Consider the following 14,670-nt stretch of genomic DNA (forward strand, 5'->3'; position numbering starts at 1 on the left):
TAACTAAATAACTAACATTTCAATATAAAAATTATGAGTAAATTTGACGAAAGAGTAGAAAAATACATCGCAGCTTACAAAGATAAAGTAGGAGGTAAATTAGATGAAGAGCTACTCAGAAAAGTAACTAAAGGATTAGGTCCATCTATTTATAATAGAGATGCTGAAACTGTAAGTGCTGAGAAAACAGAAATGGAACGTGTAGTAAAAAATTATTTACAGAAAAAATTAGGACTTACTGGAGATGACCTTATGGGATCTGTAGAAGCTGTAATTGAGAAGTATGGTAAAAGTGAGCGTGCTAAGTATCGCGCTATTATTTATTACATGCTTTGTGTACACCACGGTAAAGAATCTATCTATAACTAGAACTAGATATAATTATATAGTAAAAATCCCATCTCTTGAAAAGAGATGGGATTTTTTATTATTAGCTAATATGATGTTTTACATCAGTGAGAATCACCTTTTTTTAAATTACTTCTCCACAGCTTTAACCTCTTCTTCTGTAACCATATCTCCGGTGTTCCAGGTCTGTATGGCATAATTCATAACATCTGCTACTTCTTTATCATCCAGTCCTAATGGCAGCATGACACTATTATACGCAGCACCATTAACGGTAATTTCTCCTCTAAGACCATATTTTACAGCATGTATACTAGCGATACGTTTGTTAGTTAACCAGTCCGATGGGTTAAGTGGTGGGAACGCGCCAGGGACACCTTTACCAGTAGGCATGTGACAGGTAACACACAACTCGCCGAAGATATCTTCTCCACGTTTTACACTTTTTTCTAGTGGCGTGGTAGGTGTAGTGTTTGCGTTATTACTGCCTAATGTAGATTTTCTTTTATCATTACCACAGCTAGTTATAGCAATGGCTAGTAGTAATAGATATACGTATTTCATAATGGTTTTCTTGATGTTTAAAAATACAATTCCATTTATAAATTTCTAGGTTTAAAAGTGATAATTTTTAAAGTAGAAATTTATGTTACTAGTTTGTAACGGTATGCTTTTATGTATTAAAGATTTGTTTTATATACTAAGCGCAACCCACAAGTGAAATAACTTTATTATTTAATGACTCAAAAGAATTCCCCTCCATAGGGTATTGTGTGATTAAAACTTAATAAATAATTTTGAATTGAACTCAACTAGCTAATTAAGTAAGAAAATGAAATATATATTATTAATAATTGCGTTAATCTGCATATGGGGTGGTTCTCAAGGAGTTTATACATCTATAAATAACTCTTCACCTACCGTATATGATGTTAATTCTTTTGTAAATGGAATAATTCCAAAAGAAGAATGGCTGCAACTAGAAAATTGTAATATAAACTTGATGGAATCAATTTATTTTGAAAGTGCCTTTGGAAATGGTCTTGCTGAAGAATTATTCATACCATTAAATACTCAGAATGATTCTATTACTGTTTTTATATCTGAAAAATCTCAAAATGTCTTAGATGTGTTTAATTTAATTAATACACAAACAGACCCTGAGAAAGCACAAAATTATTTTGAGAAATATGAACATCTTATTTTTAAAGATAGCATTACTTATAGTGGTATTGTAAAATATGGAATAGACTTAGATAATAAGCAATGGAGGCAACTGTCATCTACATCACCTAAAATAATTAGCAAGTTTTTAATTTTAGATAATAACACTACACCAGACAGCATTTTTTCTTATTTTATATTAGGACTAGGTGTTTTACTACTACTTTTATCTATTAAAAGTTTTTTAAAGAAAGAAACAGAATAAACGTATTATTCCATTTAGTAATATAAAGCTCCTTTATTATAGAATGACTAGTAAAAATAGATGGTATATGTTTCATCATAATTTTTAAACTTCAAGTCACACTATCGTGTGATTTTAAAAATACCTTTCCCCTCTACACTTATATAAATAAAACCATCGGGCCCTATTTTTACATTGCGTAGACGTCCTATACCGTCTACTATTTTTTCTCTTTTTGTAACTGCATTATCATTTACATAAAGCATTTCTAAGTATTGAAATTTTAAAGAACCTACTAAGTAATTTCCATTCCAGTCGCCATAAGCCGTGTTATCTAGAATAGCAAATCCGCTAGGTGCAATACTAGGTACCCAATAATAGAAAGGTTGTTCCATTCCTTGCTTGGCAGTACTTTCGGCAAATTTTCCACCGCCATAGTTCTCACCATAGCTTATTACTGGCCAGCCATAATTGCGACCAGGTTTGACAAAATTTATCTCGTCACCACCTTGTGGACCATGTTCATGACTCACTATTTTACCTGTTTTAGGATGTACGGTCATCCCTTGCGGATTTCTATTTCCATAAGTAAAAGCAGCAGTTTTTGCACCAGCTATATCTATAAAAGGGTTATCAGCAGGCACGCTACCATCGTCATGCAGTCTGTATATTTTACCACCATCGCGACTCAAATCCTGCGGATTCACATCTCGTTCTCCGCGCTCACCTATAGAAAAGTATAAATAACCATCACTATCCCAAGCAAATCGAGAGCCAAAATGCTGTCCTTTTCTAGTATTAGGTGTCGCTTTGTAAAGTACTTTTAAATCTGTTAATTGATCGTTTTTAAGAACAGCCGCAGCAATAGCCGTGTTCCCGCCAGATCCTTCACCCTCAGAACTTGCATAAGAAATGTAAATGCGCCCATTTTTATCAAATTCTGGATGTGTTATTACATCGAGTAAACCACCTTGACCACGTAAATATACCTCAGGTAAACCAGTGATTTCTATAGATTTTGTACCATTATATCGATAGAGTTTTCCTTCTTTTTCTGTGTAGATAAGATCACCATTAGGCAACCATGTCATTCCCCAGGCATTGTTTAATCCCTCAATTACAGGTGTAACCGTATACTTTTTTTGATCTTCAATAAGTGGTATGTTTTCAACAAGTGGTACTTGTTGATTACTATTTATACTAGTAATGGTGTTGCTATTAGTCTGTATAGCCACAATAGCTTCATTTGATTTAGATTCATTTTTACAACTTAAAACAAGAGTAGCAAGTAGTAAAAGAGTGAAGAGATGTTTCATAATCAGTAATTTGGCTTAAAAATAATTGTTACCAGCTGCCAAAACGTTAATAAAAGTAAAAATCCCTTAGCGCTAACTAAGGGATTCAGTTGTTTTTGGTGGTTTTGTGAAGTCTATCAGGCAAAGTAAAAAGATGTAAGAAGGCTAATTCAAAATTATCTAGATGTCTTTGCGGCTTCATGCTGCCTAGCATAAAAAGAAGGTATTTGTTGCTTCCATGTTTTCATTAAAAGGGTTATTCTCATCTATAGATCTATTTCTAGATAGGATAGGAAAGTCAGAGTTAAGGCTCAATATTTTTTGTGAAATTTTCATAATAAAAGTTTTAAGAGTTGAGGTTTAAATTATCTATAACGACGTCTAGAGTTCCATGAATCAGAAAAAGTAGTTGCATTGCTTGTTCTGTTAGTAGTCTGTTGGTTTCCGTTTAAAAATCCTGTTGAAGTTTTCATAATATTGTTATTTTGTGGTTATATCTAATAGACGACCACGCTTTTCAATTGTTACAGTAAAATAAACAAATAATATTCGAATTTAATTTATAATACTGTTATTCAGTTGTTTGTGCTGCTAATATTTTTAGCTATAAAATAAAAAAGCGATTCTTTTTAGTAAAGAATCGCTTTGATTGTGTTTGTTTCGCTTTCGCGAAAGCGGAATAAGTACCGTTTATTCCTTTATTTCAAAAATGATAGGTAAAGCATAAATAGTGGTTACTGCTTTTCCTTTTTGCTTACCAGGAATCATTTTTGGTAGTTTGTTAATTACACGGGCAGCCTCATTTTGTAGCTCAATGCTTTTAGCTTTAGACTGTACACCTGTGACATTACCATTTTTATCGATTTTGAATTGAACCGCAATTTTATGGCGTCCTGGTAAGTCTTTTGCAATCTCTGTATTGAAATTCTCATTCACAAATGAAGTGATTTTATCTACGGTACATTTTTTAATTTCTACTTGCGTACCAGTGCAGTCTTCAAAATGAGGTACTTCTTCTAATTTAGAAAAAGGAATATCAAAATCAACCGCTTCAATACCATCATTGTAACCATCAGTATATGAATGAGTAGTATTAGGGTAGTTGATTGATATATATTTCACAAAATTTGCATATTCCTTTTTTGTCATATTTAAATGATATTCCAAAGGGAAACCATCAAATCTCACATCTTTATCAAAAGGGCTTTCATGAGCGCTTATTATACCGGTATTATCTATATCATCAAGGATAATAGTTGTTCCGTTTTTCATTAGAATAGGAAAAAGAGTCGCTAATTTTCTTATTTTAATAGAGTCTTCTTTTTTTATTTCAAAAGAATTATTGTTTACAATTTCTTCTATAAATTTTTTATCTTCTTTACTTATATTAAGATAATAATCTTTTAGACCAGCTTTAAATTCAGATCGTTTTACAATCCCATAATTATTAGAGTCGTCTAGAACTATAGTTTCTTCTATAAATTCTGGCTCTTCATTACAAGCTGTAAAAATCAAACTACCCAATACTATAGGCAGTAAGAAAGCTAGTTTAAATAAAGCTTTTGCGGTACTTTTCTTTTTTTGTAACATAAGGATTCGGTTTTTTAAAAGTGATTTATTGAAATAAGAACTAGCAAGTGAAAATTGTTCTGTGCCAAAAACAGTTTTTAATAAAGACTCTTGATAGGTTATTGATTCTTGATTTTTAATTAGAACATCATCCACGATGTATTCATGGACTTGTTTTAATTCTTTTTGTGCGATATAACAAATAGGGTGGAACCAGAAAATGATTTTATACACCTCAAAAGCCATCAGGTCCCAAGAATGGCATTGTTTTACATGGATAATTTCATGATTTAGTATTTCATCTACCTTTTTAGAATCTAGATTTTCATCTATCACTATATTTTTAAAAAATGAAAAAGCAGTAAGTTTTTGAGATGTTTTAGTGATCCATATTCCATCTTTGAAATGAGTTGTTCCTAACCTAATAATCTCTTTTATGCTAGACACATTATATAGAAAAAAGAGAAGACTGATAAATGCACCTATACTATATATACTCACGGCGATCATTTTGTAATCAATAGGTTTTGATGTCTTTATGGTAATAGGTTGTTCACTTATCATAGATACATTACCTATATCTACCGATGCGAGTGGTACTACCTCATCGATTACCGTTGGAGTCATGTCTATAGAAAAAGGCGCGCTCAAAAACGGAATGGTTATGCTAAGCAAAGGAATAGCTAGTAAATAAGCTCTATTCCATTGAAAAAACGTTTCTTTTCTTAGAAAAAGATGGTAAACACCATATAATAATACGGCAAGTAAAGAGCTGTGTAAGATATGTTGTATCATGATTTTATTTTAAATTCCGCTTTCGCAAAAGCGGAATAATAATTTTAATTATGGAGCAAATCAATTTTCTGTAGTTAATGGATAGTTAGTTTTTAGGATTTACAGATATTTTCATATTTGAGGTATCGATACTATCGTTTAGCCATTTTATAAATTCTAGATACTCCTTACTATTTATATCTTTTGCCTTTAAACTTTTTAAAATAGCATCATCCATTTTTCTATTAGATGCGATACTATCTAATTCTAATTGAAAAGCAATTCCTTCTGGGGAATTTATATATGCTTCATGATCGTAAGGTTCTCCTTTATATATTTGAGCATATTCATCACCTTCTTCAAATGAATATCCACTGATAGTTAATTTTTCCAAAGCTTCCATATCTTTAAAACTTATAGAATCAGTTTTTTTAAGTGTTTCTTGAAGGTTACTTATTTGTTCTTCAAGACTCATTTCTTTCTCTTTTGCAGTAGTACATGAGGTATAAACAACGGTAGAAAGTAGTAGTATTAATAGAGTTGCATATCGTATTTTGGAAATTTTAGGTGTAGATTCTTTGTGTAACATAGATATTCTAGTTTTAATGGTTTTAAAATTGAAAAACATATTGGCAAATGATATAGAATTGGTATCAAAGGTTTCCTTTAATAAAAGCTGAGCATAGTTTTTAGTTCCTACTTGTTGTGCAACAGCACGATCTGCTAGAAGTTCGTGCGTTAATTTTAAACGGTTTAAAAAGAGGTAATGAAATGGTTGAAACCACATTACGATACCTAACAATTGAAAGAAAATCAAGTCAAAATGATGGTTCTGCTCGATATATACTTGCTCATGAGCGATTATTGACTCTAGATCTTCATTTTTTATTTGATCACCTATTAAAATAGAGCCTACAAATGACAGTGCTATTTTACTATCATTGATTTGATAGTATCTAACACCGTTAAGTTTTTTTAAGGTTCCTTTATTTTTCACCTTTTTTAAATTATAATATGATTTTATAAAATAAGTCAGAGATATACCTACTCCTAATAAGTAAACCCACCACCAAGAAAAAGTAATTGAACCTTCTTCTTTAGTCTTCAATTCAGTAGGAATTTCAATAGCTTGATAATCTACAGGACTTATGTTAAGCTCTTCTTGTATTGTAGAATTTTGAAATAGAACTTCTTCTGCAATTGGTTCTTGATTCAAAGAATCAATATTTATAAGAGGGATAAACCATAATATTACTGGAACGATCAAAAGATAGGAGCGATTGCTATTTAAAAAAGTGGTTGTTTTAAGAAGCAATTCATATATGGCAAATGCACAAACATGTAATATGAGAACAGTTAATAAGTAGTCTATCATGATTTCTTTTTATTAATATCATTTAATATCTCTTCTAGATCTTGTACGCTTAGGTCTTCTTGTTCCATAAAAAACGAAACCATATTTTTAAAAGAACCTTTAAAATAATTACTAGCTAGTTTTCCGGCAGTGGCAGCAGTGTAGGTTTCTTTATTTACTTTAGGAAAATAGATATGTCCACGACCTTCTTTGCGATAATCCACAAAACCTTTGTTTTCTAAAATTCTAATTATGGTAGAAACGGTATTGTAGGCAGGTTTAGGAGATTTCATTTTTTCTATAATGTTCGCTACGTTTGCTTCTTTAAGCGACCATAGGTGTTGCATTATCTCTTCTTCGGCAGTGGTGAGTGTTTTCATATTTAACTAAGTTCTTAGTTCAAAATTAAACTAACTATTTAGTTTAAACTAAATAGTTAGTTATAAATTTAATAAAGTGACTTATTTCTTCTTTTTTATAAATATTAAAAGCAGTATTTTGCGATGTAATAAACTATGACATGAGCAAATCAACCGCATTAATTATCCTAATAGTCTTTGTAATCATAACAAGTCCTTTTTGTTTTGTAGGCTTCATTATCGTTTTGTTTTTATACAATAGTATAGTTAGACAAAAGAATAGGGTAGGCATGAGTTATAGCGGTATAGATGTGGTTCTTAAAAAACGATATGACCTGGTGCCTAATCTAGTAGCTAGTGTAAAAGAATACATGAGTCATGAAAAGGAGTTGTTTGAAAAGATCACTTCATTAAGAAGTAAAATTCCTAATGCTACTTCTAAAGAAGAGCGTTTTGAAATGGAAAATCAAATGTCACAACTTCTAGGAGGCATCAATGTATCGTTAGAGAACTATCCAGATTTAAAATCTAGTGAGAACATGATACAACTGCAAAGAACTCTTACAGAGATGGAAGAACAAATAAGTGCGGCAAGAAGAGCTTATAATTCTAATGTTTTAGCACTTAATGATAAAATAGTAACTGTACCTTCTAATGTCTTGGCTGCATTTTTAGAATATAAACCTGCTATTTATTTTGAAACAACTGATTCTGAAAAGATTAATCCAAACGTTTCATCCCTATTTAGATAAAATAATATGAGATCTGAATTAATAGAGTTACTTCGTCAAAATTCTATTCAATTAGAAAAAAAGAGAAGGAAACTTAAACCGCTTGCTTTGTTATACGGTTTTACTGTTGTACCTATTCGTTTTTTATTAAAAGTGGCGGCAGTTTTAATTGTTATTATAGGGCTTTTTTTTCCTCCTATTGTGTTATGGTTATTCTTAATAGGAGCTATTTATATAGGATTAATTTTTATACCTAACCCTAAGGAAATTTATCACGATTATATAAAGGAAGGTATTTTACCAGAAATTTTTAAGGCAGTTAATTCAAATTACAAATATGAGCCTTTTGGTTATAATCAAGAAGATTTACACAGTAGTGGTTTTTTTAATAAAACTTTTTTTAGAAATAATGTAAGAATCACAGGTGAGGATCGAGTAAAAGGTGTGATAGAAAATGTAGAAGTTGATTTCAATGAAATTTCATTTTTCAGAGAAGATATTAATTGGCCAAAGTCAATAGGTGTTTTTTTATTAATAATTTTTTTATTACCTGTCATTATTTTCAGGTTGATTACTAGTGAAGGTGGTGATATTAATGCAGGTTGTGGTGGTTCATTATTTGTACGAGATACTATTCAATACTACAGAGGACTTTTTTTGTGTGCGGATTTTAATAAAAACTTTGAGGGTAATGTAATTATGATGCCCAAAAGTATTGAAAGTAAGTGGGATAGATTTACTGATTCTGTTTTTGGATCTTCGTTTTCTAAAATTCAAATAGAAAACCAGTTAATAAATAGTAAATATTCTATTTACACAACTAATTTGCAAACAGGGTTCTACGTATTGTCTCCTAATTTAATTGAAGCCATTGCTCAAATAATTGAAACTGAAAAGGTGTTACCTATGATTTCTTTTAATTCTGGTAAAATTTATATGAGTATACCATGGAATCGAGATTATTTTAGTGTAAATATAAATAAATCAGTAGAAGGAGTAGAATATTTTACTAACTATATTGATGATATTCAGTCTTTTGAGAAAATAATAAAACATTTGAAATTAAATGTTAAGATATGGTCTAAAACCTAGTCTTCCTTTTCTTCCCAGAGTTTTTCAGAAGTAAGTCTATAGGTACCCACAAAATCCCAAGAACATTCTGATGGATCTATGACAGATAAGAATGGCTGTCCATCTTTGTGTCCTTTATATAGATGATAAATTTCGCCTACTATAGGTTCAAAAGAGAATTTTGCTCCATAGATCAATTGGTTATCCTCAAATTTTTTAACCATAGCATCATATTGCTCTTTTAAGTTGGTCAAATTGGGATTTGATCTCATGGTTGACTTTATTAATGTTAGTCTGTTTCCATGAGGTAATATCTGGAGTGGTAATTTTAGGAGCGGCAACACCGCTAGAATAGGGAAGAAGTGCCGCGTTATAAGTGCCTGTCTCTTCATCATATACTACGTAATCTGGTTTTTTATCCTCGCTCATATTACAAATTTACGACTTGAAATTCTGTTTTGTAGAACATTAACATGAATTTCTTAAACAAAAAATCGAGACAGATGCATCTGCCTCGATTATGTTAATTCATCAATCCCCTACAACTGATGAACTCCTATGCTAAATTACTGACAGATAAGGTTCTTACACACGGTGATTAGATGATTGTACTTTCTGATTCTATGAACGGTAAGGATGACTTGATGAAACTCGCTTTCGCGAAAGCGTAACAATTATCATTTTACCGATACATATAAAGTATGACAAACGAAATACACTTTATAGATTTTGAGCCTCAGGTTACTGGAACAACTTTCTGGCAAGGAAAAACTTACGAATCTAAAGAGTTGGTTCTAGAACGTGCCAATCAATGGATTCGTAAAAATTACAATAATAAAATTGTTAATGTTGAGACCATACTTTTACCTGTAAGTAATAAGACAGGTAAAAAGAATACAACTTCAAAAATTAATATGCATGCTGGTCATGTGTACTTGATTCAAGTCATGCGAGTATGGTATCAAATAGGATAGACCTTATATTTGTATAAAAACTGAATCATATGTCCATTAACTGGAAAACTGCGATAGAATTTGAAGATATTACTTATAAAAAAGCTGACGGTATAGCCCGTATTGCTTTTAATAGACCTGAAGTACGCAACGCTTTTAGACCTAAAACGGTGAGCGAGCTTATAAAGGCTTTTTATGACGCACAAGAAGATCTTTCTATAGGTGTGGTTATTCTCACTGGAGAAGGACCTTCTAAGAAAGATGGTGGTTGGGCTTTTTGTAGTGGTGGTGATCAAAATGCTCGTGGACACGATGGCTATAAAGATGACTCTGGGACTGGTAGATTAAATATTCTAGAAGTACAGCGCATGATACGTTTTATGCCTAAAGTGGTTATTTGTGCAGTACCTGGCTGGGCTGTAGGTGGTGGACACAGTTTACATGTGGTATGTGACATGACTATAGCTAGTAAAGAACATGGTGTTTTTAAACAAACAGATACGGACGTAGCTAGTGTAGATGCTGGTTATGGTAGTGCATACCTAGCAAAAATGGTAGGGCAGAAAAAAGCTCGCGAGATTTTCTTTTTAGGTCGTACGTATAGTGCTCAAGAAGCTATGGATATGGGAATGGTAAATGCGGTTGTACCGCATGAAGAACTGGACCAGACGGCTTATGACTGGGGACAAGAAATACTTAAAAAATCTCCTATTGCTATAAAAATGGCAAAATTTGCTATGAATGCGACTGATGACGGTATGGTAGGACAACAGGTGTTTGCTGGAGAAATGACACGTCTTATCTACATGACTGACGAGGCAAAAGAAGGTAGAGAAGCGTTCTTAGAAAAACGTGCTCCAGAATGGGGTAATGATCGTTATATTCCATAATTTTTTTAGAAAAGATAGAAATTACAAAGTGTCAATTTAAAGAATTGGCACTTTTTTATTTTACGGTAAAAAAAGAGAGCTTTTTGTATCCCAGATTTTACCTGTAACTACATAGATTGTACTTAGTTCCATGAGTTTTTACTTACATTAGCACTAGATATAGCTTACAACTATATCTAGCCCAACCACACACTTATGGCAGATCAACAAGATGTTATTAATCAGCTAATTGAAAAATTAGCAATTCTTTCTAAAAAGCAAGAGGCTTTTAAGTACGAGATATATGAGTTAAAAACACAGCTTAATCAATTACAGTCTGCTGCACAAGCTAGCAATGAGCAAGAAAAATTAGAGGTAGAAAAACCTACCGTTACAGAAACAGATGCTGTATCTAATAATCCCATGGCAGATTGGGAATTTTCTAATCAACAGCAGCAGCAGCAGCAGCAGCAGCAGCAGCAGCAGCAGCAGCAAAATCAGTCGAAGCAAAGTCAGTCTGCATCAAATGATAATTGGGATGCAGTACCTAGTAAGAAGACTGTAAATTATCAAAAACCCATACAGCAACCTAAAAAGAAATCACCACTTCAAAAATCTAATCTAGAAAAATTTATAGGTGAAAACTTATTGAATAAAATAGGTATTCTTATAACGGTTATAGGTGTAGGGATAGGAGCAAAGTATTCTATTGAGAATGATTTAATAAGTCCACTAACTAGAATTATTTTAGGGTATTTGTCTGCAATAGGTTTGTTTGGTTTTGGAATGAAACTAAAACAGAAATATGAATCTTATAGTGCTGTGTTGGTAAGTGGAGCGATAGTAATACTTTACTTTATTACTTTCTTTGCCTACAGTTTTTATGAACTAATACCGCAAACAGTCGCCTTTATTCTCATGGTGGTGTTTACTGGGTTTACCATAGTCGCCTCGCTTAATTATAATAAACAGATTATCGCGCATCTAGGACTGGTGGGCGCTTATGCAGTTCCATTTTTACTAAGTAATGGTTCTGGTCAGGTAGAAATATTGTTTAGTTATATAGCGATTATTAATATAGGGATACTCATTCTAGCCTTTAAAAAATACTGGAAACCTTTATATTATTCTTCGTTTGCTTTCACTTGGTTAATTTTTATCTCTTGGATGATAATGGATTATAAGGATCAAGAACACTTTACTCTTGCGTTAGGGTTTTTACTTGTTTTCTTCATCATATTCTACCTTACTTTTCTCTCGTATAAACTGGTTAAGAAAGAATCGTTTGCAGTTTCAGATATTGTTTTACTGCTCTTAAACTCTTTTGTTTTCTACGGTTTAGGATTTGCTATCTTAAGTGATAATGAAACAGGAGAACATTACCTAGGTCTATTTACATTGTGTAACGCGGTAGTTCATTTTGCGGTGGCAACAGTCATTTATAAACAGAAGAAAAGCGATAGAAAATTGTTTTACCTAGCAACAGCACTAGTACTTGCTTTTATATCTATTGCCATACCAGTTCAGCTAGATGGTAATTGGGTGACTTTATTATGGAGTGCACAAGCTGTGTTGCTTTTCTGGTTAGGGACCTCAAAGAAAATTGAGATTTATGAAAAGCTATCTTACCCCATTATGCTACTGGCGACTTTAAGCCTGTTTCAAGATTGGGATAATGATTATAATATTTATGATATAGAATCTTATAGCGATATTATTCCTTTGTTGAATATAAGTTTTATGAGTTCTATGCTATTTGTAGCGGCACTAGGATTTATAGTTTATCTTCAAAGGAAAGAAACTTTTCTATCGGCACTTTCTAAAGACGGTATTTTTTATAAAATGGCTATGTATGCCATACCTTCTGTTTTAATTTTCACCTTGTATTGTGCGTTTAGATTAGAGATAGAATTTTACTTTGATCAATGGTATGATACTTCTCGAGTTCAACTACCAGAAGGATCTAGTCCTTATGCAAATAGTGTATTTGATTCTAGTATCAAGGATTTCAAATCTATATGGATAATTAATTACACACTCTTATTTATAGGTTTATTATCTTATTTTAATTACAAGAAAATTAAAAATAACGTTCTAGAAAACGCCGGATTGATATTTACGGTATTAACTGTATTTATCTTCCTAGTACAAGGTTTGTATTCTTTGAGTGATTTAAGAGAAGCCTATCTATCCACATCAGAATATTATAATAGAGGTATTTTCTATTTACTTATACGTTATATATCATTTGCTTTTGTAGCCTTTGCGATGCTCACTTTATATCGATTTATAAAGAAGCCAGAAATAGCCAAAGGCTTTAAAATCACCTATGATCTTATTCTACATATAAGTATAGTATGGATAATAAGTAGTGAGTTAATACACTGGCTCGATATAGCAGGCGCAACAGATGCTTATAAATTAGGTCTGAGTATATTATGGGGCGTCTATTCTTTCTTATTGATAGGTTTTGGAATATTAAAAAACAAACCTTATTTAAGAATAGGAGGCATGGGATTATTTGGTATTACCCTAATAAAACTATTCTTCTATGATATTGCGCATTTAAACACCATTTCAAAAACTATAGTATTTGTATCTCTAGGAGTATTGCTTTTAATAATCTCATTCCTTTATAATAAATACAAGAACCAAATCAATTATAATGAAAAGGAAGATTAAACTTTTTACTGTTTTAACGCTGTTAGTTAGCGTTATATCATTTGCTCAATTAAAAGAGTACGATTATAAAAGATCTCTAGATGCTGTAAAAGAGGATTGGCATACGGTTACGGTACCAGATGATGTATTTAGTAAGGTATCTCCATCTTTAAATGATATGAGGATTTACGGAATATCTACAGCGCTAGATACTATCGAGGTTCCTTATATTTTAAAGATTAATAAGGAAAAGACTATTTCTCAAAAACATCCTTTTGAGATTATAAATACTTCAAAAACTGATAAAGGCTATTACTTTACCTTTAAGTTAGACGCACCGACTAGCATTAATAACATACAGTTGTCATTTAAGGATACAAATTTTGACTGGAAAGTAGACCTAGAAGGTAGCCAGCACTTAAAACAATGGTTTACGATTCTAGAAGATTATAGAATACTAGACATTCACAACACGACCTCTGTGTATTCATTTACAGAATTGGTTTTACCAGAATCTAGTTATCGATATTTCCGTGTGCTAGTAAGAAGTGATCAACAGCCTGTGTTGGAATCTGCTTTAATATCTATGGATAAGCTTATAGATGGTGAGGTAGTAAAGCATCGTGTTAAAACTATGAAACTCAAGGAAGATAAGAGTTCAAAGTCGAGTGTATTTGAATTTGAGTTAGAAAATAAAGTTCCTGTAAGTCGTATTAAAGTTCTTGTAGATGCAAATTATGATTACTTCAGAACGATCAATATATCATACCTATCTGATAGTATTCATACAGAAAAAGGGTGGAAATATAACTACCGCAACATACGCACAGAGACTCTTAATTCATTAGAATCTAATGAGTTTAAGATTGAAAAGACGATTGCTCAAAAATTTAGAATATCTGTTTTAAATGACGATAATCAAGCACTAGACATTACATCAGTTGCAGTAGAAGGTTATAAACATGAATTAATAGCTAGATTCACCCAGCCAGCAGATTATGTACTTGCTTATGGAAACGCATCAGCTTACCGACCTAATTATGATATACAGAAATTTAAAAACACCATTCCTGCTCAGTTAACGAGTTTAGGATTAGGTAAAGAAGTGGCTATTGATAAAATCAAGCCCACTCAAGTATCACCTTTATTTGAAAACGAATGGTGGCTTTGGGTGGTTATGGGAATTGTTATTACTTTATTAGCTGGTTTTACATTTAAGATGTTGAGTAATACTAACAATAAGATAGAAAAGTAGAGTAGTGTTTGTATAAATTCCGC

At 31.9% G+C, this 14,670-nt stretch carries 16 protein-coding genes; 8 read left to right on the forward strand and 8 right to left on the reverse strand.

The genetic code is table 11. The annotated features are described in order from the left end of the window. Positions 1 to 33 precede the first annotated feature (33 nt). The gene (locus LY01_RS12835) at positions 34 to 369 is read left to right on the forward strand and encodes a DUF2853 family protein (protein WP_104516262.1); all 336 of its coding nucleotides are present in this window, start codon (positions 34 to 36) and stop codon (positions 367 to 369) included. Between the two features lie 108 nt (positions 370 to 477). On the opposite strand, the gene LY01_RS12840 is transcribed toward LY01_RS12835, so the two are convergent. After that, entirely contained in the window at positions 478 to 912 is a 435-nt protein-coding gene (locus LY01_RS12840; RefSeq protein ID WP_104516263.1) for a c-type cytochrome, read from the reverse strand. 268 nt (positions 913 to 1,180) lie between these two features. On the opposite strand from LY01_RS12840, the gene LY01_RS12845 reads away from it, so the two are divergent. Beyond that, complete coding sequence (locus LY01_RS12845) at positions 1,181 to 1,777, forward strand: hypothetical protein (protein WP_104516264.1); 597 nt, start codon at positions 1,181 to 1,183, stop codon at positions 1,775 to 1,777. Between the two features lie 101 nt (positions 1,778 to 1,878). Here LY01_RS12845 and LY01_RS12850 read toward each other — a convergent pair whose 3' ends face one another. The 5 genes from LY01_RS12850 to LY01_RS12865 form a co-directional block, all read right to left on the reverse strand. Next, complete coding sequence (locus LY01_RS12850) at positions 1,879 to 3,072, reverse strand: PQQ-dependent sugar dehydrogenase (RefSeq protein WP_104516266.1); 1,194 nt, start codon at positions 3,070 to 3,072, stop codon at positions 1,879 to 1,881. Positions 3,073 to 3,258: 186 nt separating this feature from the next. Next, entirely contained in the window at positions 3,259 to 3,387 is a 129-nt protein-coding gene (locus LY01_RS15350) for a hypothetical protein (RefSeq protein ID WP_262497522.1), read from the reverse strand. Between the two features lie 354 nt (positions 3,388 to 3,741). Next, complete coding sequence (locus tag LY01_RS12855) at positions 3,742 to 5,415, reverse strand: M56 family metallopeptidase (protein WP_104516267.1); 1,674 nt, start codon at positions 5,413 to 5,415, stop codon at positions 3,742 to 3,744. A gap of 85 nt (positions 5,416 to 5,500) precedes the next feature. Beyond that, a complete protein-coding gene (locus LY01_RS12860; protein ID WP_104516269.1) occupies positions 5,501 to 6,769 on the reverse strand; it encodes a M56 family metallopeptidase in 1,269 nt (422 codons plus the stop codon). Further along, positions 6,766 to 7,128 (reverse strand): BlaI/MecI/CopY family transcriptional regulator, encoded by a 363-nt coding sequence (locus LY01_RS12865; RefSeq protein WP_104516271.1) that lies wholly within the window; start codon positions 7,126 to 7,128, stop codon positions 6,766 to 6,768. Before LY01_RS12865 ends, LY01_RS12860 begins: the two co-directional genes overlap by 4 nt. A gap of 140 nt (positions 7,129 to 7,268) precedes the next feature. Here LY01_RS12865 and LY01_RS12870 point away from each other — a divergent pair, with 140 nt between their 5' ends. Further along, on the forward strand, positions 7,269 to 7,859 hold the full coding sequence (locus LY01_RS12870; protein WP_104516273.1) for a LemA family protein: 591 nt from the start codon (positions 7,269 to 7,271) through the stop codon (positions 7,857 to 7,859). 6 nt (positions 7,860 to 7,865) lie between these two features. Then, complete coding sequence (locus LY01_RS12875) at positions 7,866 to 8,930, forward strand: DUF3137 domain-containing protein (protein WP_104516275.1); 1,065 nt, start codon at positions 7,866 to 7,868, stop codon at positions 8,928 to 8,930. On the opposite strand, the gene LY01_RS15370 is transcribed toward LY01_RS12875, so the two are convergent. Together LY01_RS15370 and LY01_RS15375 are read right to left on the reverse strand one after the other, a co-directional pair. After that, complete coding sequence (locus tag LY01_RS15370) at positions 8,927 to 9,181, reverse strand: DUF2452 domain-containing protein (RefSeq protein WP_317044705.1); 255 nt, start codon at positions 9,179 to 9,181, stop codon at positions 8,927 to 8,929. The genes LY01_RS12875 and LY01_RS15370 overlap by 4 nt on opposite strands. Next, complete coding sequence (locus LY01_RS15375; RefSeq protein WP_317044706.1) at positions 9,138 to 9,338, reverse strand: hypothetical protein; 201 nt, start codon at positions 9,336 to 9,338, stop codon at positions 9,138 to 9,140. Before LY01_RS15375 ends, LY01_RS15370 begins: the two co-directional genes overlap by 44 nt. 272 nt (positions 9,339 to 9,610) lie before the next feature. Between LY01_RS15375 and LY01_RS12885 the strand changes: the two genes are divergently transcribed. The 4 genes from LY01_RS12885 (at position 9,611) to LY01_RS12900 (ending at position 14,647) form a co-directional block, all read left to right on the forward strand. Beyond that, on the forward strand, positions 9,611 to 9,883 hold the full coding sequence (locus LY01_RS12885; protein WP_104516277.1) for a hypothetical protein: 273 nt from the start codon (positions 9,611 to 9,613) through the stop codon (positions 9,881 to 9,883). 29 nt (positions 9,884 to 9,912) lie between these two features. Next, a complete protein-coding gene (locus LY01_RS12890; RefSeq protein ID WP_104516279.1) occupies positions 9,913 to 10,752 on the forward strand; it encodes a 1,4-dihydroxy-2-naphthoyl-CoA synthase in 840 nt (279 codons plus the stop codon). Positions 10,753 to 10,947: 195 nt separating this feature from the next. Continuing rightward, positions 10,948 to 13,413 carry a DUF2339 domain-containing protein gene (locus LY01_RS12895; protein WP_104516281.1) on the forward strand — a complete coding sequence of 822 codons (2,466 nt, stop codon included), beginning with the start codon at positions 10,948 to 10,950 and terminating at the stop codon, positions 13,411 to 13,413. Beyond that, complete coding sequence (locus LY01_RS12900; protein ID WP_104516283.1) at positions 13,397 to 14,647, forward strand: DUF3999 family protein; 1,251 nt, start codon at positions 13,397 to 13,399, stop codon at positions 14,645 to 14,647. The genes LY01_RS12895 and LY01_RS12900 overlap by 17 nt, the downstream gene beginning before the upstream one ends. Positions 14,648 to 14,670: the final 23 nt, after the last annotated feature.

This window comes from Nonlabens xylanidelens (assembly GCF_002934445.1).
Lineage (GTDB): Bacteria > Bacteroidota > Bacteroidia > Flavobacteriales > Flavobacteriaceae > Nonlabens > Nonlabens xylanidelens.